Annotated in this window: 16 protein-coding genes; 7 read left to right on the top strand and 9 right to left on the bottom strand. The window is 69.7% G+C overall.

The annotated features are described in order from the left end of the window. Window positions 1-228: 228 nt before the first annotated feature. From ABZV40_RS05535 to ABZV40_RS05545, 3 genes are read left to right on the top strand one after another with little or no spacing between them, the layout of a single operon-like run. Entirely contained in the window at window positions 229-3,111 is a 2,883-nt protein-coding gene (locus ABZV40_RS05535) for a S8 family serine peptidase (RefSeq protein ID WP_355436251.1), read from the top strand. A 50-nt stretch (window positions 3,112-3,161) separates the two neighbouring features. Continuing rightward, window positions 3,162-3,593, top strand: coding sequence for a MarR family winged helix-turn-helix transcriptional regulator (locus ABZV40_RS05540; protein ID WP_355436255.1), 432 nt, complete (start codon window positions 3,162-3,164; stop codon window positions 3,591-3,593). Between the two features lie 7 nt (window positions 3,594-3,600). Beyond that, entirely contained in the window at window positions 3,601-3,948 is a 348-nt protein-coding gene (locus ABZV40_RS05545; RefSeq protein ID WP_355436258.1) for an MmcQ/YjbR family DNA-binding protein, read from the top strand. Here ABZV40_RS05545 and ABZV40_RS05550 read toward each other — a convergent pair. Continuing rightward, complete coding sequence (locus ABZV40_RS05550) at window positions 3,945-4,325, bottom strand: VOC family protein (protein WP_355436261.1); 381 nt, start codon at window positions 4,323-4,325, stop codon at window positions 3,945-3,947. The two genes, ABZV40_RS05545 and ABZV40_RS05550, sit on opposite strands and share 4 nt — an antisense overlap. A 56-nt stretch (window positions 4,326-4,381) precedes the next feature. Here ABZV40_RS05550 and ABZV40_RS05555 point away from each other — a divergent pair, with 56 nt between their 5' ends. Next, window positions 4,382-4,774 carry a VOC family protein gene (locus ABZV40_RS05555; protein ID WP_355436264.1) on the top strand — a complete coding sequence of 131 codons (393 nt, stop codon included), beginning with the start codon at window positions 4,382-4,384 and terminating at the stop codon, window positions 4,772-4,774. On the opposite strand, the gene ABZV40_RS05560 is transcribed toward ABZV40_RS05555, so the two are convergent. Beyond that, complete coding sequence (locus ABZV40_RS05560; protein ID WP_355436268.1) at window positions 4,767-5,693, bottom strand: ABC transporter permease subunit; 927 nt, start codon at window positions 5,691-5,693, stop codon at window positions 4,767-4,769. The genes ABZV40_RS05555 and ABZV40_RS05560 overlap by 8 nt on opposite strands. Window positions 5,694-6,067: 374 nt before the next feature. Continuing rightward, window positions 6,068-8,893 carry an alpha/beta fold hydrolase gene (locus ABZV40_RS05565; RefSeq protein ID WP_355436272.1) on the bottom strand — a complete coding sequence of 942 codons (2,826 nt, stop codon included), beginning with the start codon at window positions 8,891-8,893 and terminating at the stop codon, window positions 6,068-6,070. A 369-nt stretch (window positions 8,894-9,262) separates the two neighbouring features. On the opposite strand from ABZV40_RS05565, the gene ABZV40_RS05570 reads away from it, so the two are divergent. Further along, on the top strand, window positions 9,263-10,264 hold the full coding sequence (locus ABZV40_RS05570; RefSeq protein WP_355436275.1) for a TerC family protein: 1,002 nt from the start codon (window positions 9,263-9,265) through the stop codon (window positions 10,262-10,264). Window positions 10,265-10,333: 69 nt separating this feature from the next. Here the strand turns inward: ABZV40_RS05570 and ABZV40_RS05575 are convergent, their stop codons facing one another. After that, window positions 10,334-11,542, bottom strand: coding sequence for an amidohydrolase family protein (locus ABZV40_RS05575; protein WP_355436278.1), 1,209 nt, complete (start codon window positions 11,540-11,542; stop codon window positions 10,334-10,336). 89 nt (window positions 11,543-11,631) lie between these two features. Between ABZV40_RS05575 and ABZV40_RS05580 the strand changes: the two genes are divergently transcribed. After that, the gene (locus ABZV40_RS05580) at window positions 11,632-13,491 is read left to right on the top strand and encodes a S9 family peptidase (RefSeq protein ID WP_355436281.1); all 1,860 of its coding nucleotides are present in this window, start codon (window positions 11,632-11,634) and stop codon (window positions 13,489-13,491) included. Here ABZV40_RS05580 and ABZV40_RS05585 read toward each other — a convergent pair. The 3 genes from ABZV40_RS05585 to ABZV40_RS05595 all read right to left on the bottom strand — a co-directional run bounded on the left by ABZV40_RS05585 (window position 13,481) and on the right by ABZV40_RS05595 (window position 16,178). Next, window positions 13,481-14,845 carry a hypothetical protein gene (locus tag ABZV40_RS05585; protein WP_355436284.1) on the bottom strand — a complete coding sequence of 455 codons (1,365 nt, stop codon included), beginning with the start codon at window positions 14,843-14,845 and terminating at the stop codon, window positions 13,481-13,483. The genes ABZV40_RS05580 and ABZV40_RS05585 overlap by 11 nt on opposite strands. Window positions 14,846-14,908: 63 nt before the next feature. Next, window positions 14,909-15,565, bottom strand: a complete 657-nt coding sequence (locus ABZV40_RS05590; RefSeq protein WP_355436287.1) for an RES family NAD+ phosphorylase — start codon at window positions 15,563-15,565, stop codon at window positions 14,909-14,911. A 28-nt stretch (window positions 15,566-15,593) separates the two neighbouring features. After that, entirely contained in the window at window positions 15,594-16,178 is a 585-nt protein-coding gene (locus tag ABZV40_RS05595) for a DNA-binding protein (protein WP_355436290.1), read from the bottom strand. Between the two features lie 156 nt (window positions 16,179-16,334). On the opposite strand from ABZV40_RS05595, the gene ABZV40_RS05600 reads away from it, so the two are divergent. After that, on the top strand, window positions 16,335-17,504 hold the full coding sequence (locus tag ABZV40_RS05600; protein ID WP_355436293.1) for a glycosyltransferase 87 family protein: 1,170 nt from the start codon (window positions 16,335-16,337) through the stop codon (window positions 17,502-17,504). Here ABZV40_RS05600 and ABZV40_RS05605 read toward each other — a convergent pair. Both ABZV40_RS05605 and ABZV40_RS05610 read right to left on the bottom strand, forming a co-directional pair. Further along, the gene (locus tag ABZV40_RS05605; protein WP_355436296.1) at window positions 17,446-17,991 is read right to left on the bottom strand and encodes a DUF308 domain-containing protein; all 546 of its coding nucleotides are present in this window, start codon (window positions 17,989-17,991) and stop codon (window positions 17,446-17,448) included. The two genes, ABZV40_RS05600 and ABZV40_RS05605, sit on opposite strands and share 59 nt — an antisense overlap. A gap of 64 nt (window positions 17,992-18,055) precedes the next feature. Next, window positions 18,056-18,958 carry a hypothetical protein gene (locus tag ABZV40_RS05610; protein ID WP_355436299.1) on the bottom strand — a complete coding sequence of 301 codons (903 nt, stop codon included), beginning with the start codon at window positions 18,956-18,958 and terminating at the stop codon, window positions 18,056-18,058. Window positions 18,959-19,016: the final 58 nt, after the last annotated feature.

A 19,016-nucleotide genomic window follows, 5' to 3' on the forward strand; every position in this document is an offset into this window, starting at 1 on the left:
GTCGGTGCTGTCGTTGTTGCGGTTGCCGGGGGAGTCTTGGTTCCTTCGGCGGCGGCTGAGCGGCTGCCTTCCAGCGTTCCGTCGGCCGGTGCGGCTCTCAAGGTGGTCACCCTCGTCACTGGTGATCGTGTTGCTGTGCAAGGAGATCGGGTCACGGTCATGCCGGGGGCTGGGCGTGATCGCGTGCTGTTTCACCAGCGGCGTACGGCCAGAGGGCACGTTCTGGTGGTGCCGCAGGACGCTGTGCCGTTGGTGCGCAGCGGCAAGGTCGACAAGCGGTTGTTCGACGTCACCGGGCTCGTTGAGCAGGGGCGGGACGACGGTAGCCGGGACACGTTGCCCCTGATCGTCGATCGGAGGGCGTTGGCGCCTGCCAAGAGTGCGCTCGGGGTTGCCTGGGAGGGCATCAAGAGCGGCTCGGACATCGCGAAGGTGTGGTTGGACGGGCGCGTTCGGTTGTGGGACGCCGAGAGTTTTGCGCAGGTCGGGGCGCCTGCGGCTTGGCAGGCCGGGTTCACCGGGCGCGGGGTCACCGTTGCCGTGCTGGACGGCGGGTACGACCCCGGGCATCCGGACTTGCAGGGGAAGGTGTTGGAGGCCCAGGACTTCACCGGTAGTGGGGTGCGGGACACCTTCGGGCACGGGACGCACGTGGCGTCGACCGTTGCCGGGGACGGGGTGTTCGGGGGTGTCGCCAAGGACGCGCGGTTGCTCGTCGGGAAGGTGTGCGTGGAGGACACCTGTGACGAGTCGGCGGTTCTGGCGGGCATGGAGTGGGCTGCGCCGCGGGCTGAGGTGGTCAACCTCAGTCTTGGCGGTGGGGCGACTGACGGCGCGGATCCCCTGTCCCTTGCCGTCAACCGCCTTTCCGAGCAGCACGGGACCTTGTTCGTGGTCGCCGCCGGGAACGGAGGGGAGGACGGGGTCAGTTCGCCTGCGGCTGCTGATGCCGCGCTCGCGGTGGGGAGTGTCAGCAAGAGTGACCGGTTGAGCCGGTTCTCCGGTCGGGGGCCGCGGGTCGGGGATTTCGCGGTCAAACCCGACGTGGTGGCGCCCGGGGAGGGCATCGGGGCCGCGCGGGCCGCCGGGACGAGCATGGGTGAGCCGATTGACGACCTGCACACGCGGGCCGATGGGACGTCGATGGCAGCGCCGCACGTCGCGGGGGCGGCTGCGTTGGTCAAACAGGCGCATCCCGGCTGGTCCGGGCGGGAGCTGAAGGCCGCGATCACCGGGGCGGCGCGGTCGGTTGGGCGGAGCGTGTACGAGGAGGGGAGCGGGCGGCTCGATGTCGCCGCCGCGGTGGGGAATTCGGTTGTGGCGTCGGTGTCGAGTCTCAGCTTCGGGGTGTTGCGGTTTCCGCATCAGCAGTTGCCGCCGATCACCAGGAAGCTGACGTTTCGGAACTCGTCGGAACGGGCGGTGACGTTGCCGGTTTCGGTCGACCATCCGGCGATCGCGTTGGGCGCCAAGGAGATCGTGGTTCCTGGCGGTGGTGCCGCGGACGTCGAGGTGACGTTGGATCCGGCGAAGGTGGCCGTCGGGCCGGGCGGGGGACGGGTTGTGGTGGGCGGCATCGCGGTCGCGGTGGGGTTCACTGCCGAGGCTGAGATGTACGAGCTGACGGTGACGACGGTCGGGCGGGACGGGAAGCCGTCGGGGGCCGAGGTCAGTGCGCTGGAGCTGGCGAGCGGGGCGAGTGAGGACTTCGCGCAGCCGGTCGGCGGGGTGACGAAGTTGCGGCTGGTGAAGGGTGTCTACTCGGTCGACGCGGTGGTGCACGGGGACGCCGAGCACACGTGGGCCAGCACCGGGAAGATCGTGCTCGACCGGCCCACGGCCATCACGATCGATGCGCGGCAGGGGAAAGAGGTCGGCGCGCGGTTCGATCGGGCGGTGGGGCGGAGGTTCGTCGGGATCGACGCGGTGTACGCGGCCGGGGGCGTGCGGGTGCAGACCGGGGTGTCGTCGCGGACGCAGGACGCGTTCTTCGCGGTGCCGGTGCAGGCCGATGCCGCGTACTTCAACTTCGGGACCTTCCAGATCTGGGGCGGCGGTGGGCACGAGTACTTCGTGGCGACGCCCTTCGCCGGCGGGATTCCGGCTGAGGTGAGGGCGCGGGTGCGGGATCGGGAGCTCTACGAGGAGAAGGTGCGGTATCGGGCGCAAGGGGCGCCGGCCATCGGGTCGCGGTCGTCCTCGCCCTTCTACGTCAAGGGGCAGTCGATCACCTTCGGGACGCCGTTGGACCTGGCGATTCCGCAACGGCGGGTGGAGCACTTCACCGGGCGGCCGGACGTCAAGTGGGTCATGGACTTCTTCCAGCGGCCGGTGTCGCAGCCCAGTCTCGGGTTCGACGGGCACATCAGCGCCGGACGGCCGGTGTTCACCGGTGGGACGAGCGGGGTTCGGTCGTGGAACAGCGCGGTGGCGTCCACGGATCTCAACCTGCGCGGGTTCCACGGGATCGTGCGGTCCGGGAACAACGGGTACGTGCAGCACTGGCCGTTCGCACCGGGGGAGCCGGACGCTTCGGACGAGTTCGTGTTCGGGGCGCCGTACGTGCAGGCGCGCACGCAGTTGTCCACTGTGGACGGAAGGGTGCTCGCGGAGAACGACGGGGTGTTCCTGAACTTCTCCGGGTTGCCGGAGGCGCAGGCGCGGTACGTGGTGGACGTCGAGGCCGCGCGCAGCCCCAAGTGGACGCCGTTCGCGCCGAAGGTGGCGGCGCGGTTCGAGTTCGTGTCGGGCAGGACGGACGGGAACGTGTACCTGCCGGTGCCGACGCTGCGGATCTCCGGTGCGTTCGACGGCCTGAACCGGGCGCCGGCCGGGTGCCGGGTCTTCCCGGTGGACGTCAGCGTGGTGCCGCAGGCCGGGTCGGTCGGAGCGGCCGAGGTCAGGAGCGTCACGGTGCAGGCGTCGGTCGACGACGGCGCCACCTGGCGGAGCGTGCCGGTGGTGGGAGCCAGGGCGCGCTGGAAGGCGCTCGTGCCGCATCCGGACGGGGTGGAGTTCGTGTCGCTCAACGTGAAGGCGGTGGATGCGGCGGGTAACTCCGTTGAGCAGAAGACGATCCGTGCCTACGGCGTAAATCGCCCTCTGGGGTGAGATGTCGGCTGACAGCTTTCGTCAGGACGCAGAACGGACATGATCTCTCGGTGGACGTGGAAAACCACCTCGCCGCGGTGGAGCAGGCGCTGATCGCGATGCGGCGCAGTCAGTCCCGACGAGCACTCGCTGAGCTGGCCGTACCGGCTTTCGACGTGCTCGACGTCGTGGAGGCGGCTGAGCGGACCGGTACGCAGGCGACGGTGTCCAGTGTGGCTTCGGCGTTGCACGTCGACCAGCCGCGGGCCAGCAAGCTCGTCACGAGCGCGGTCGACTCCGGGCTGGTGTCGCGGGTCGCGGACAAGGCGGACGGGCGGCGGGTGCTGCTGGTCCGCACGCCGCGCGGGCGGGCGACGTCGGCTGAGCTGCACCGAGCGCGCCAGGCGGCGTGCGCGGCGGCGATGGCGGACTGGACCGACGGGGAACGGGCGACGTTCGCGGAGCTGCTCACCCGTTTCGTCTCGGTGTTCGGCGCGCGATAATCCCGTTGTGACACTGGACGAGCTGATCGCCTACTGCGCCGGCAAACCGGGCGCGGAGGAGACGTATCCGTGGGGCGACGCCGAACTGGTGTGCAAGGTGGGAGGCAAGGCGTTCGCGTTCATCGGCCTCGACGCGCACACCATCGGGCTGAAGTGCGGGGCCGACGCCGAGGCCGCCGCGCCGTGGCGAGAGCGCTTCCCCGACGACATCACGGTCAGCGGGTACGTCGGGCGCTACGGCTGGAACACCATCGCGCTCAAGGGATCGGTGCCCGACGACGACCTGTTGGAGCTGGTCGACGGCTCCTACGAGGCCGTCGTCGCGCGGTTGCCGAAGCGCAAGAGGCCTGTCTAGCGCTCCTCCGGCTGCAGGATGCCGAAGATGTTGCCCTCGGTGTCCTTGTAGTAGGCGAGCAGGCCGACGCCGGGCACCTTGTTCTTGGGCAGCGCCAGTGTGCCGCCGTTGACCTCGATGGCGGCGATGGTCGCGTCGATGTCGATCACGCTGATCGTCATGACGAAACCGTGCACGGGTGCGTCTGGTGCGGGGTCGGGTCCCTGGCGCGGCAGCAGTCCGCCGTTCACGCCGGGCTGGTCGTCGTCGCCGGTGGAGATCGTCCAGTAGGGGATGTCGCCCCACTGCTCGATCTTCCAGCCGAAGACGGAGGAGTAGAAGTTCCGCGCTCGCTCGGGATCTGCGGCGTGGATCTCGAAGTGCACAGGACGTGGCATGAGACGGCACGCTACCCCGGACACTCGTTGTCCGCATTGGTCTCTACGGTCGCCGCATGGCTACTGAATTCCAGGTCTCCTTCGACGCGAACGACCCGCCGAAGCTCGCCGACTTCTGGGCGCAGGCACTCGGTTACGTGACGCAGCCACCGCCTCCCGGCTTCACCACTTGGGAGGAGTGGGCGACCAAGAACAACATCCCGTTCGACTCGGCCGACGACTACGCCGCGTTGATCGACCCGGACGGCAAGGGGCCGCGGTTGTTGTTCCAACGGGTGCCCGAGGGCAAGACGGCCAAGAACCGCGTGCACCTGGACGTCCGGGCCGGGCTCGACTCGGTGGACCGCCTGGTCGCGCTGGGCGCCACACGCGTGCGGGAGCACAACGACCAGACGGGCCACTGGGTCGTCATGCTCGACCCGGAGGGCAACGAGTTCTGCGTCAGCTAGTTATGTCCTTGGTCTTGAACTGACGTGCCGCGAGCAACGTGAAGATGCCGCCGTAGACGAGCGCGGAGAACGTTCCGCGCGCCATCTCCGACCAGTCCACATCGGTCGAGAGCAGGTCGGCCCACGCCATCGCGTAGTGCGTCGGCAGGTAGTTGCGCAGGTCCTCGAGCGGTTGGATCTGGTCGAGGATCTGCGACACGATCGACACCAGCACCGTGCCGCCGACCGCGCCGAGCGGCGCGTCGGTGGACACGGACAGGAACAGCGCCAGCCCCGCGACCCAGAACAGGTTGATCGCGATGTAGCAGACCGCGAGCCCCATGCCGACCACGCCGTCGGCGAACGGCGCCGCCTCGCCCGTCGGGCTGACCACTTCGCCTGCGCCGTACCAGATGACGCCTACCGCGAGGGCGACTGCCGGCAGGAGCGCGAGGGCGAAGAAGCTGAGGATGCCGGACGCGATCGCTTTCTGGCGCAGCAGGCGGTGCCGCGGGATCGGTGCGGCCAGCAGGTACTTCAGGCTCGACCAGGACGCTTCGGACGCGATCGTGTCGCCGAAGAAGAGCGCCACGATCATCGGCAGCAGGAAGCTGCCGCTCACGAACAGCGTGAGCACCACGAAGTTGATGCCACTTGCCGTCGCGAGGTCGACGAAACCGCCGCTCCGCCGGTTCGGGTCGGACTGACCGATCTCGAAGCTCAGGGCGAGGATGAACGGCAGCAGCACCAGGAAGCCCAGCACGAACTGGGTCCTGCGGCGGCGGATCTGCCGCTGCAGTTCCACGCGGATTCTCAGCGTCCGGCCGGCCTTGTAGCCGACCGCCGAGCCGTCCGGGGCCACCTCGGTGTGCTGGTGGGCGGCGGCGTCGGTGAGCTCGGTGATCGCGCCGGGGTCGGTGTGGACGTCGTGCTCGGTCACCGGTTCACCTCCTGCCGGGGCGGCGCCTTCGTGCGGTTGGGGTTCGCGGTGAGGGTCGCTTTCGCCAGGCGCGAAACGCCGGCGTGAACGGTCCGTTCGCGACGCTCGCCGCCCGGAACTGTCGGTGTCGTCTGGGAGAATGAAACCAGGGGTCCCCCTTGCCGAGCGGGCGGCGTGTGCGCCGATTCGGAGGGGACGCCTGCGGCAGCGTGCTCGGTCATCGCTTCACCTCCGCTCCGAAATTGTCGGTGCCGGCTGGGATAATTGAGTCAAGGGGACCCCCTTCGCCCGCGAGCAACGTCTGCGCGCTCGACGAGGGGACCTCTGCCTCGGCCTGGGCGCCCGCCGTCGCGGACGCCGCTGCCATCAGGAAGTCATTCACCGACCAGCTCCAAGAAAGCGTCTTCCAACCTGCGTCGCGGACCCGCCTGGTCCACCGCCACACCCGCGGCAACCAGTGCCGAAAGCGCTGCGGCGCGCGGAACGCCGTTCATCGACGCGTGCACGGCACCCTCGTCCTCGTGCACGTCGTGCACGCCTTCGAGGCCCCGCAGGACGTCGGCCGCCTTCGAGGGGGAGTCGACGCGGAACGTCGCCTCGCCGCCTCCCGCCGCGATGTCGGCCACCTCGCCCGCGGCGACGAGCCGGCCCTTGTGCATCACGACCACGTGCGAACAGGTCTGCTCCACCTCGGCCAGCAGGTGCGACGACACCAGCACCGTGCGGCCCGCAGCGGCGTAGCGGCGCAGGACCTCGCGCATCTGGTGGATCTGGGGCGGGTCGAGACCGTTGGTCGGCTCGTCCAGGATCAGCAGGTCCGGAAGGCCGAGCATCGCCTGGGCGATCGCGAGCCGTTGCCGCATGCCCTGGCTGTACGTGCGCACGCGGCGGTGCACGGCGTCACCGAGGCCCGCGATCTCCAGCGCTTCCTCGACGTGCGCCTCCTCCAGCGGACGACCAGTTGCTGCCCAGTACAGCTTCAAGTTGGCCGCGCCGGAGAGGTGCGGCAGGAAGCCGGAACCCTCGACGAACGAACCGATGCGCGACAGCACGGGCGCGCCCGGCGTCACCTTGTGGCCGAAGACCCGGATGTTGCCCTCGGTGGGATGGATCAGGCCCATCACCATGCGCAGAGTCGTCGTCTTGCCTGCGCCGTTGGGACCCAGTAGCCCCAGCACCTGACCGTGCTCCACGCGGAACGACAGGTCGCGGACCGCGGTGAGACCACCGGGGTACGACTTGGTCAGACCGGAGATGACGAGCGGCACCGACGACAGCTCGGGATCCGAGTCGTGGGCGAGCCGGCGGCGGAACATCGCGATGACGCCCGCGCCGATCAGCACCAGCAGCGCGATCACGATGCCCCACAGCGCACCCACCGGGAAGCCGGTCGTCACGTTGCGGCCCGGCACGACCGGCACCGCCAGCGAGTCGGACGCCAGCGAGATCCGGTACGCGGCGGGTTGTGCGGCGTTCGCGAACGCCTGGTCCGTCGTCGACACGACCAGCGCGAGCTTGTGGCCGCTCTCCACCGGGCGCACCGCGGGCGGCAGCGTCACGGACACCTCGGCGGCGGAGCCGTCCGGCGGCAGCGCCACGCGGAACGGGGCCACGGCCGAACCCGGCAGGACGCGTGTGCCGTCGGCGGAGACGTCGTAGAGCTTCGCGAACAGGATGGCTTCGCCGGAGGTCTGGTCACCGCGCGCGACGCGCAGAGTGGCCGTGGACGACCCGGTCAGCAGCAGCTGCGAGTCCAGCGCGTCCGACGTGAACACCGCGGCCTGGCCCGGCAGGTCGAGCGACAGCCGCGACGAGATCGCCGACGACCGCGACAACGCCGAGCCGAGGCCCGGCAGGTTGCTGATCGCCGCCGGGTTGCCGCCGGCCGGGTTCACCGCGACCTGCTCGCGTCCGCTGAGCTTCACGGTCTTGCGCTCGACACCACCACCGGTGAGTCCGGGGTAGGAAGGCGCGGCGACCGTGCGCAAGGAGGGAGCGCCGGACGAGCGGAACGCGCCCTGCACCGTGTACTCGAAGCCGGTGCCGGGGTCGTTTCCCTTGCCCTGCAGGTGGAACGCCATCCAGTCGGCGATCTCACCGCGCAGCGAGGCGCCGGGGTTGCCGCCGTCGTGGCCGCCCGCGTACCAGACCGTCTTCACCTTGCCGCCGGCCGCGGTGATCTGGCGCGCGGTCGCGTCGGACTGGTCGAGCCCGAACAACGTGTCCTGCTCGCCCTGCACCAGCATCGTCGGCTGCTTGATCTGGTCGGTCACGGCCACCGGCGACGACCGGCGCAGCAGGTCCAGCGTCTGCTGCGACGCGCGGCCCGTCGTGGCGACCTCCGTGTAGGCGCGGCACACCTCGGGGGTGAAGCGGCCGCACGCCCCCAACGACGGTGTGGGTGGCTGGCCCGCCGCACCCGAGTTGCCGCCCGGCTGCCCGGCCGGCTGCTGGGACTCGGTCTGACCCGTCTCCGGCGCCTCACCCGTGGGCGAGGCGAGGTCGATCGACGTCATGCCCGCCGAGAAGAAGATGCCCGCCCACGAGCGCTTGAAGACGCCGTCCTCGCCGAACGAGGTGGCGGCGGGGGTGGCTTGCGAGTGCGGTGTCGCCGACGAGGAGTTCGGCAGCAGCGCCTGGGCGAGGTCGTTGTAGGTGATGACGGGCACGAGCGTGTCGACGCGCTTGTCGACACCGGCGAGCAGCAACGACAGCGCGCCGCCGTAGGACGCGCCGGTCACGCCGACGCGGGGGTCGCCGGCGCTGTCCTTCTGCACCTCGTCACGGGTGCCGAGGAAGTCGAGGAGCTTCTGGGCGTCGCGAACCTCGCGGTCCAGGGAGTTCAGCGCGATCTGGCCGGTGCTGCGGCCGAAGCCACGAGCGGACCACGTCAGCACGACGAAGCCGCGCCGGGCGAACTCCTCGGCCTGGGTGTGCACGCTGCGCAGGCTGCCGCCGAAACCGTGCGCGAGCATGATCGCGGGCGCGGGTGTGTGCTGAGGGAGGTAAAGACGCGTCTCGATCGTCACCGTCTGAGTGCTGCCGGGGCTCTCAGGTGCGTCGATTTTCGCTTCTTTGAAGGGAACGGCCACGGGGTCGTCCCCGGATCGAGTGAAGTACACGCCACCTGCGACGAGGGCGAGGACCACGATCAATGCGGGGATCGTCCACCTGCCGCGAAGGCGGGAGAGGCGGGACACAGCGATGACGATATGCGAGTTTTGCTGAGAACGGCCTGTCGGGATCCGCTCCCGGTCTCAGCATGAGTCGATCTTCAGCGAGCCTTCAGGTTGCGGCGGTTCAAACCCGAACGACACGCTGCGTATTCCCGTTGCTGCTGCTTGCGTGGGTCTGCTCACCCTGTGTGGCGCTAACAGGTGTCCGTGGCGCACAATGTTCACGCAGCATGGAGGGGAGTACTCCCTAAGCGGCGGTGTCGTCAGTACGGAGCTCGGCGTGGAGCTTCCGGTGCCGTCGGTCGTGCGAGAGGGTCTCAGCGAGATCACCTCGGCGGCGGAGGAGACCTCCGGGTTATTTGGCGTGCGCCCGAGAATCCCGGAGGTTGGGTTGTGAACGTCCCCGCATGGATGTGGATCGCGACGATCGCAGGTCTGCTGGTTCTGCTTGCCGTGGACCTCGTCATCGTCGATCGAAAACCCCATGAGGTGACGATCGGTGAAGCCGCCCGCTGGGTGACCTTCTACGTTGCGATGGCCGGCCTCTTCGGCCTCGGCATCTGGTACTTCTCCGGCGGCCAGTACGCCACCGAGTTCTTCGCCGGGTACATCACCGAGTACTCGCTGAGCGTCGACAACCTGTTCATCTTCCTGATCATCATGACGACGTTCAAGGTGCCCGCGATCCACCAGCACAAGGTGCTGCTGATCGGCATCCTGCTGGCGCTCGTCATGCGCGGCATCTTCATCGCGGCCGGCGCGGCGCTCATCAGCAAGTTCAGCTGGGTGTTCTTCATCTTCGGCGCGTTCCTGATCTACACCGGCTGGCAGCTGGCGCGGGAGAGCCACGACGACGAGGACGAGGAGTTCAAGGAGAACCTGATGCTGCGCATCGTGCGCAAGGTTTTCCCGGTGACGCCCGACTTCCACGACGCCAAGTCGTTCATCAAGATCGACGGCAAGCGCTTCGTCACCCCGATGTTCATCGTGATGGTCGCGATCGGTTCCACCGACCTGCTCTTCGCGCTCGACTCGATCCCCGCGATCTTCGGCCTCACCAAGGAGCCGTTCCTGGTGTTCACGGCCAACGCGTTCGCGCTGATGGGCCTGCGCCAGCTGTACTTCCTGCTCGGCGGCCTGCTGTCGAAGCTCGTCTACCTCTCGATCGGCCTGTCGGTGATCCTCGGCTTCATCGGCGTGAAGCTGATCCTGGAAGCGCTGCACACCAACACCCTGCCGTTCCTCAACGGCGGTGAGCCGTTCCACGTGCCGACGATCGGCATCGAGGTCTCGCTGTCGGTGATCGTCGGCGTGCTGGCGATCACGACGATCGCCAGCCTCCTCAAGGTGAAGCGCGACCCGGATGCCGCGAAGCAAGTGGGCGCGAACCACTAACGGGTGATTTTTCCGCCACGCGGGGCCCTTTCGTACTGCAGGAGCGTACGTAGGGTCCCCGCGTGAAAACTAAAGCTGGACGAGTTGGGTGCCGTTCTGGTAGACGGCGCGGATGGCCTGCTTGAGGGTGCCGGCCTTCACGTGCTGCTCGGCGTCACCTTCGACGAGAACGAGATCGGCGAGCTTGCCCGGGGTGAGCTCGCCGAGCTCGTTTCCGAGGCGCATCAGCTCGGCGGCCGACGTGGTGGTCGCGTAGAGCGCTTCGGCGGGCGACATGCCGTACTCGACCATGAGCGTCAGCTCGGTGAGGTTGTCGCCGTGCGGCCCGACACCGGAGTCGGTGCCCATCGCGATCTTCACGCCGGCCTGGTGGGCCTTCTGGAACGCCTGGAAGTGCTGCGCGACAACGGCTTTCGCCTTGTCCAGGATGACGTCCGAGATCGCCACGCCCGCCGCGGCCTGGTCGAGCACCATGCGCGGCGCCATCAACGTCGGCACCAGCCACGTACCGTTCTTGATCATCTCTTCGACGCCCTCGTCGGTGAGGAACACGCCGTGCTCGATCGACCGCACGCCGTTGCGGACCGCGGTGAGGATGCCGTCGCCGCTCATCGCGTGCGACATGACCGCGATGCCCGCGGCGTTCGCCTCCTGCACGATCATCGCGATCTCCTCGTCGCGGAAGTGCGCGTGGCGGGGGTTGCTGCGCGGTGACATCACGCCGCCGCTCGACGCGATCTTGATGATGTCCGCGCCGTGCCGGACGAGCGTGCGGACGACCTTGCGCAGTTCCTCGGGGCCGTCGGCGACGGTGTTCGGCAGGCCGGGGTGCAGCGGCGGTGAGATGTGCGCGCCGCACTGCATCCAGTCGTCGTTGTGGCCGCCGGTCTGCGACACCATGTTGACCGCGATCTGCATGCGCGGTCCCTGGATCAGGCCGCGCCGGACGGCTTCCGCGACACCGAGGTCCGCGCCGAGCGCGTCGCGGACCGTGGTGATGCCGCACCGCAGGGTGGCTTTCATGTTCCCGATCGCCTCGTAGAACGGCAGCGAGAACGGCGTGTTCAGCGACCGCACCAGGTCGGCGCCGCTGAACATGAAGTGCACGTGGCAGTCGAACAGCCCCGGCAGGACCGTGTGGCCGGTCGCGTCGACCACGGTGTCACCGTCGAGTCCGATGCCCACGTCGACGATCCGGTCGCCTTCGACCACCACGTCGCCGGGCTCGCTCGCCCGGCCGGTGAAGACCCTGCCCCCAGAGAACACGATGCGCGTCATATGCGGAAATCTATGCGGCGAGTCAATTTTTGTGATCGGTCAACAATCGGTGCTGAGCTTTGCTAACAAGCTCTGTTAGCGTCCTGGGCGTGCGCCCCGAAGAACTGTCGCTGCTCACCACGCCCGGCACCCTCGCCGTGTCCGGCGACCTGGTGCTGGTCAGCATCGCCAAGCCTGATCTCGACTCGAACACCTACCGGGGCGGCCTGCACCGGGTGTTCCCCGACGGCACCACAACGCCGTGGACACACGGTGATCGCGACAATGCGCAGCGCATTTCACCGGACGGTCGCTCGGTCGCGTTCCTGCGCGTCAGCGGAAAGTCCAAGCCGCAGCTGTACGTCGCCCCGGTGGACGGCGGCGAGCCCCGGCGCCTGACCGATCTGCCGCTGGGCGCCGGTGCCCCGGTGTGGTCGCCGGACTCGTCGCGTCTCGCGTTCGTGGCGCGCGTGCCCGAGGCCGGTCGTTACGGCACGAACGACGACGGTCCGGAGGCCGAGGCGCCGCGCCGCATCACGCGCCTGGACTACCGCGTCGACGACGTCGGTTTCCTCGCCGACCGCCGCACGCGCCTGCACGTCGTGGACCTGGACGGCACGGTGTCCGAGCTGACCGACGGGACGTTCGACGTCTCCGACCCGGCCTGGATCGACGACTCGACGCTGGTGTTCGTGGCACCGCGCGACCTCGGCGCGGTCGAGACCCTGCACGGCGACCTGTGCACCGTTCCCGCCGCCGGTGGCGAGGTCTCGCTGCTCGTGCGCGGCGCCGGCGAGGTCTCGATGCCGTTCGTCGCCCGATCGTCGCTGTACTGGCTGGGCACCGAGTTCACCGGGATCGACGCGGTGGCCCGCAACCTGGGCCTGTGGCGGTCGGAGCTGGACGGCTCTTCCCCCGTCCGCCTCACCGATGCCGAAACCGTTGACGTGGAACGGCTTTCCGGTCAGCCCGTGGCCGATGCCGCCGGTGTGCTGCTCGTCGTGCGCAACCGTGGTGCGCTGGAGCTGCGGCGGATTCCGTTCGACGGCGGTCCCGGCGAGGTGCTGACCGGTGCGTCGGCCGCGGTGAAGTCCTTCGCCACCGACGGGTCCACTGTGGTCGCCGTCGTGTCCACCCCGGACAGTCCTGGTCAGGTCGAGTTCGTCGGAACCGGTGTGCGCACGGCGTTTCCGTCGGTCGACGCGCGCCGGGTCGTCGAGCTGTCCGGTTCGGCCTCCGACGGCTACCCGGTGCACGGCTGGCTCGTGCTGCCCGACGGCGACGGCCCGCACCCGGTCGTGCTGGCCGTGCACGGCGGTCCGTTCATGTACCACAGCTGGGGTTTCTTCGACGAGGCCCAGGTCTACGCCTCCGCCGGGTACGCCGTCGTGCTGCCGAACCCGCGCGGTTCGGCCGGGTACGGCCAGTCCCACGGGCAGGCGGTGATCGGCAAGTTCGGCACGGTCGACGTCGACGACGTCCTGTCCCTTTTGGACGCCGCACTGGCCCGGCCCGACTGCGACTCCGAACGCGTCGGCGTGATGGGTGGCTCCTACGGCGGTTTCATGACGTCGTGGCTGTCCGCTCACCACGGCGAACGGTTCCGCGCGGCCTGGAGCGAGCGCGCCGTCAACGCCTGGGACTCCTTCTCGGGTTCCTCGGACATCGGCTACTTCTTCGCCGACGCCTACTGCGGCCCCGATCCCGAGGTGCAGCGCGCGATGTCGCCGCTGACCTACGTCGAGAAGATCAACCTGCCGTTCGCGGTCGTCCACTCCGAACAGGACTGGCGCTGTCCGCTGGAACAGGCACAGCGCATGTTCGTCGCACTGAGGCGGCGCGGCGTCGAGGCGGAGATGCTCATCTTCCCGGGCGAGGGCCACGAGCTGACCCGGTCCGGCCAGCCGCGGCACCGCAGGCAGCGCTTCGACGCGGTGCTGGAGTGGTGGGACCGCCACCTCAAGGGCTGACCAGGTCCGCGGTGACGAGGCGGAGCAGCTCCTCGCGCGGCGGCCCGGCCGGCGCGCGGGTGAGCTGCGGCCAGATCCGTTCGATGCGGTCGTGCAGGTCGCCGTCGGTGTCGAAGACCGAGAGCCGGTCGAGCAGCCCGACGCGTCCGACGGTCCGGCGCAGCACGTGGTCGTCGTGCGGTGCCGTGGCCAGCGCGGCGGTGAACGAGAACAGCGGATAGCAGCCGTCGCGGCGGCTGAGGTCGACCGGCGTGCCGCTCCAGGCCGCGTTGCGCGCCGCGTCGAACTCCAGCGAGAAGGCGTGACGTTCGCGGGCTTCCGGGCCGACGTCGGCGAGGTAGGCCTCCGAGACGTCCTCGGGCGTGGTGTGCGCGAGGCTGGCACGACCCAACGCCTGTGCGTGCACCAACGCGAACGACAGCCCGTAGGCGAACATGGGATTGGTGTGGCACAACGCGTCGCCGACGGGCACGAGCCCTGGCACGCCGGAACCTCTCGTGCGGTCGATGTTGGCCAGACCGCCCATCGGCATGACGTCGGTGATGGGCCGCGCGTGATCCGGTGAGGTCATCACGTCCAGCGGCGAGCAGGCTCTGGCAGCGGCCTCCCACGCGCGGTTGTCCTTCAGCAACCTCAGCTCGTGGTCCGCGGTGGGCACGATGAAGATCACCGCGAAGGTCCGGTTGTCGCCGCGGAAGGTGTTGAACCCCATGTACCCGAGGTCGCCGCGCGGGTTGAGCAGCCACGGCCCCGCGAGGTGCTCGGCACCGGGAACGAGCTCGAAGTAGCGGCAGTAGTAGATCGAGCCGCACTCGGTCGGTTCGGCCCGGGCGCGCGGCCAGCCGGGCGGGCACCGGTACCGCCCGAGCGCGTCGACCACGACGTCCGCGCAGACCTCCTCGCCGTCGTCGAGGTGGAACCCGCTCGCGCCGGGCACCAGGTGGGTGACCTGCCTGCCGGAGACCAGCCGCACGCCGGGCTCGGCCGCCGCGGCGCGCCGCAGTGCCCACTCCACCACCGGCCGGCGCACCCAGAGGTAGACCAGGTCCTCGTCACCGGCCTGCCGCGGACCCGACAGCTGCGCGGCCAGGTCCTGCTCCTCCGCGCCCGCGTCGAGCAGTGCGCCGATCACGTCCGGCGCGAGCTCGCGCAACACCTTGCGCCCGCGCGGCAGGAACGTGTGCGGCTGCTGGAAGTGCGGAATGCCCTTGCGCACGACGTCGAACGCGTCTTCCGGCCCGTCCTGCGCCGTCACGTGGTCGCGTTCCACCACGACCGCCCGATGCCCGGCGCGCGCCACCGCCAGACCGGCGGCCAGCCCGGCCACACCACCCCCGGCGATCGCGAACCGCATCCGTTCAGGCTAGGTGTGCGGCCGATCGGCCTACCAGGGCCATGAGTCCCGAATGGACTGGACTCACCCCAGCAGCGTGTAGTTGAGCTCCTCGCACACGCGCGCCAACGGCAGGTCGAGACCAGGATGGTCCAACGGCAGCAACACGTCCGGTGCCGCCGGAAGCCCGGAAGCCCCAGGCGGATCCCACAGGCAGATGGCCGGGTCACCGGAGTCCATCGACGACCGGTACCAAAGCCCGTCCAGCTCGGGATAGGCCGCCCGGATCGCCCGGGACCAGGCCTGGGTCACCAGCTTCGGTCCCGTCGAGATCTCCTGCGACGCACCGACGCGGGTGGGCCACAGTCCGCCCAGGTCGAGCAGCCGCAGCGTGCGCCGGGGACGCAGCACCACGAGGAAAGGGCTGCGGGTGCGGCGGTCCACGATCGAGGTGGCCTGGAAGACCTCGGCGATCGAGGTGCGCACGGACAGCCCGAAGTAGAGGACGCCGTTCTCGTGGTCCTGGACCGGGCTGCCGTCCTCGGCCGGTTGTTGCGCGTCGAAGCGGGCGTGGGGGAGCGGGCCGGTGTAGCGGAACGTGTTCCAGCGCTGCGGGTGGGAGCCCTTGGCCGTGAAGACGCGGACCAGACGGGTGGCGCGGTGGACGGCCACCACGTCCTCGGTGCGGCGCAGGTGCGCTTGCAGCACGGCAGGGGCAGGCGGCTGCGGAAGCCGTGACATTCGGGTCCTGTCGGGTGTTCGGGAGCGCTCAGGCGGGGGTGCCGAGCACGGAGACCAGGTCGGCGACGCGGCGCGGGTCTCCTCCGGCCAGCAGCCAGTCGCGCGGGGTGCCGGGCTCGCCGTCGACGGGCAGGTCCTCCTGGCGGGTGGTCATGAACGCGGCGACGACCAGTGCCGGTTGGTCTGACGGGATCGCCGCCAGCACGGTTTCCAGGCCCGGCAGGACTCCGGTGCCCGCGAACTGCCACGCGGGCAGCCGCCAGCTGCCCCTGTCCTTCCAGCCCACGAGCCTGCCCACGCCGAGGCGGTGCCGGATGCGGCTCGTGTCGACCTGCAGCTGGCGTGCCGCCTCGTTGACGGTCAGGGCCGAGTCGCGCAGCACGGCGTGTGCCACGACGGTCCGGGTGCGCGGCCGGGAGTCGGACTGGTCGGCCGGGGACAGGTCGAGGCCCACGTCGGTGAGTGCCGCCTGCTGGTCCGGCGTGAAGTAGGTGGCCGGTTCGGGGTGCGGTGGAGCGAGCCTGCGCGCCGCGTCGGTCACGAGGGCCAGGAACTCGTCAGGGCTCACCTGCAGGCCGGCCTTGGCCAGCACTGTCTCCAGCGCGGGACTCATGCGCACAGAATATCCCGCGCGTGCGCATTTGTGCGCCTTGTGAGCACATTGACCCTAAACGTTCGACGTTGCGCGGTCACGCAATGACGCTACGTGGGTTTTTCCGGTCCAGAACGGTGACGTGGGCCTCATCTGGCACATCGCTACCATTTCCCGATGCAGCTGGACCGGGGCTCCAAGCGGGTCGTCTTCGCGTGGGCCGCCGTCATGGCCGCCACGCTCGCGTACGTGATGTTCCGCCCGCCGGAGTGGTCGCTCGACCTGCGCGTCTACCGCACCGGCGGTGACGCGCTGCTGCAGGGCCTCCCCCTCTACGTCGACGGCTTCGCGAAGCCGCTCGGTGGTCCCGACCTGCCGTTCACCTACCCGCCGATCGCCGCCGCCCTGTTCAGCCTGCTGGCGCTCGTGCCGCTGGTCGTCGCGATCTTCGTGGTGGCGGCGGCGAACCTGGCGATGCTCACCGCGCTGTGCCTGATCGCCGCGCAGCGCGTGGTCGGCTGGGGGCCGGAGGCCGTGAAGTGGGGGCTGGGCGCGGCGGCCGTGGCGTCGGTCTTCGACCCGCTGCGCGAGACGCTGTGGTTCGGACAGATCAACCTCCTGCTGGGCGTGCTCGTGATGGCCGACTGCCTGCTCGAACGCACCCGGTGGTGGCCGCGCGGCGCGCTGATCGGGCTGGCGGCCGCGATCAAGCTGACGCCGGCGTTCTTCGCGTTGTACTTCGTGGCGCGGCGGCAGTGGAAGCCCGTGCTCGTGTCGATCGCGTCGTTCCTGGTCTTCGGGCTGCTCGGGTTCGTGATCGCGTTCGGCGACGCGAAGGAGTACTGGACGCACGCGCTGCTCGACCCGAGCCGCGTCGGACGGCTCACCTACACGGCGAACCAGTCGGTGCGCGGCACGCTGGCGCGCTTCGGTCTGGACAACGGCGCCCAGGTCGCGGTCTGGCTCGTGGTGTCGTTGCTGGTGGTGGCGACGGTGTGGTGGCTGGCCGCACGGCTGGGCGAGATCGAGGCGTTCTTCGTAGTGGCGGTGGGCGCTCTGCTGATCTCGCCGGTGTCGTGGGGCCACCACTGGATCTGGATCGGGCCCGCGCTCGTGCTGCTGTCGCGCGCCTCGCTGCGCCGCCACTGGGCGCCGTGGGCGATCGTGGCGGTGTTCGTGGTCGGGCCGCACTGGCTGTTCCCGAACGACAACGACGTCGAACGGAACTGGGCCTGGTGGCAGCAGGCGATCGGCAACCTCTACGTGTTCGTCGGGATCGCCGTGCTGGTCACACTCGCGGTGCGGCTTGTGCGAGACCGCCGTCGAGCTGCTTCAACCGCAAGCTGAACAGCACCAGCACCACACCCCACAGGATCGCGAACACGCCGATGGTGATCACGAACGCGAGCGCGCCCGCGGCCGGGTTCACCACCAGGATGATGCCGAGCAGCACCGTGAGCACACCGGTGACGACGTAGAACCACTCGTTCGTCATCACCTTGCGCAGGCGGATGGCGTCGACGATCTGCAGCACGCCCGTGACCAGCGCCCACGCCGCGATCAGCAGCAGCAGCGCGGTCGCGGTGATGCCCGGCCAGAACAACGCGATCAGACCCGTGACCAGGCCCAGCAGGCCGATCAGGCCGAGCGCCCAGCGGGCGGGCCACTCCTTGTGGGTCAGCGTCAGGTACAGCATCATCGCGCCGTCGACGAACGCGTAGGCGCCCCACAGGATGATCAGGACGAGCAGGGTGAGGCCGGGCCAGATCAGGGCCGCCAGGCCGAACAGGACAGCGAACACCCCGCGCACCGTGAAGAGCCACCACCGTTGCATGGCTGGATCGTCTCGGCTCCCGGTGGGCTCGGCAACCCGAGCCCACCGTTCGGCACTGATCCGTTCAGGCCTGGCCGGTGATGATCGACACCGCGCGGTCCTGCGTCTGGTCGCTGACCTCGCCGACCTGGAAACCGCGCGCCACCACGTGCGCGACCAGCTCCGGCTCCGGCGGCAGGCCGTACTTGCGCAGGTAGTGCGGCACGGCGCCGGCCCAGATCCAGGTGCCGTCGGTGCGGAAGTTGAGCGGCACGTCCTGCTCACCGCTCTGCGAGAACTCGTCGAGGTCGTAGCTGCGCGCGGCCAGCACGACCGGCGCCGACTCCAGGTAGGCGAGCAGGCCGTCGACCAGCTGCGGGTCGATCGGCTGGCGGTTGACCACGATCCGGCCGTCGTCGCTCTTGCCGTCGTACACGCGCGCGGTCCGCAGCTCGCCCGTCTGCGGCTGGTCCGGCTGCGGTGCCTGGCTCGGCGGCGGAACCTGGTACTCCTGCTGCGGCTGGGGTTCCGGCTCGGGCGCGGGCAGCGGCGGCAGGCCGACGCGCTGCCGCCACCAGTCCGGGATCAGCCGGTCGGGGCGGGGGAACGTCTGCAGCTCGTCGCGGAAACCGATGGGCGGCGGCACGTTGCGCCAGCGCGGCTCGTCCTCGGCGTTGAAGTCGACCGTGAACGCCGCCGGCGCCTCGATCTCGTACGTCGCGCTCAGCCACGTGCCGCGCTCGGGGTGGTACATGCCACCGCGCAGCTGGCCGAACATCTGCACCACGTCCATCGGCGGGCGCACCGGCCGCAGCTGGCCGTCGGGACCCGAGAACGCGAGGTCGACCTCGATGTGCCTGCCCGCGGCGCGGTACTCGGCCCGGATGCGCTGCCAGCCCTGCGGTACGGCCGGCAGCATGGCACGGCCGATCTGCCGCACCAGCTGCTGCTGGTCCTGCTCGCTCAGCGGTGTCGCCGGCTGGCTCATGTGGTCCTCGCCCCTCTTCCCCGTGCAAACCCCGCTGATCTTATCGGGCGGCCGATGT

Origin of the sequence: Lentzea sp. NPDC004782 (genome assembly GCF_040609115.1) — a bacterium.
Classification (GTDB): Bacteria; Actinomycetota; Actinomycetes; order Mycobacteriales; family Pseudonocardiaceae; genus Lentzea.

Excerpts from the sequence above, each read along its gene's own strand:
- ABZV40_RS05550 (WP_355436261.1), bottom strand. The coding sequence starts at position 4,325 with ATGCCACGTCCTGTGCACTTCGAGATCCACGCCGCAGATCCCGAGCGA.
- ABZV40_RS05555 (WP_355436264.1), top strand. The coding sequence starts at position 4,382 with ATGGCTACTGAATTCCAGGTCTCCTTCGACGCGAACGACCCGCCGAAG.
- ABZV40_RS05575 (WP_355436278.1), bottom strand. The coding sequence starts at position 11,542 with ATGACGCGCATCGTGTTCTCTGGGGGCAGGGTCTTCACCGGCCGGGCG.
- ABZV40_RS05585 (WP_355436284.1), bottom strand. The coding sequence starts at position 14,845 with ATGCGGTTCGCGATCGCCGGGGGTGGTGTGGCCGGGCTGGCCGCCGGT.
- ABZV40_RS05590 (WP_355436287.1), bottom strand. The coding sequence starts at position 15,565 with ATGTCACGGCTTCCGCAGCCGCCTGCCCCTGCCGTGCTGCAAGCGCAC.
- ABZV40_RS05595 (WP_355436290.1), bottom strand. The coding sequence starts at position 16,178 with ATGAGTCCCGCGCTGGAGACAGTGCTGGCCAAGGCCGGCCTGCAGGTG.
- ABZV40_RS05600 (WP_355436293.1), top strand. The coding sequence starts at position 16,335 with ATGCAGCTGGACCGGGGCTCCAAGCGGGTCGTCTTCGCGTGGGCCGCC.
- ABZV40_RS05605 (WP_355436296.1), bottom strand. The coding sequence starts at position 17,991 with ATGCAACGGTGGTGGCTCTTCACGGTGCGCGGGGTGTTCGCTGTCCTG.
- ABZV40_RS05610 (WP_355436299.1), bottom strand. The coding sequence starts at position 18,958 with ATGAGCCAGCCGGCGACACCGCTGAGCGAGCAGGACCAGCAGCAGCTG.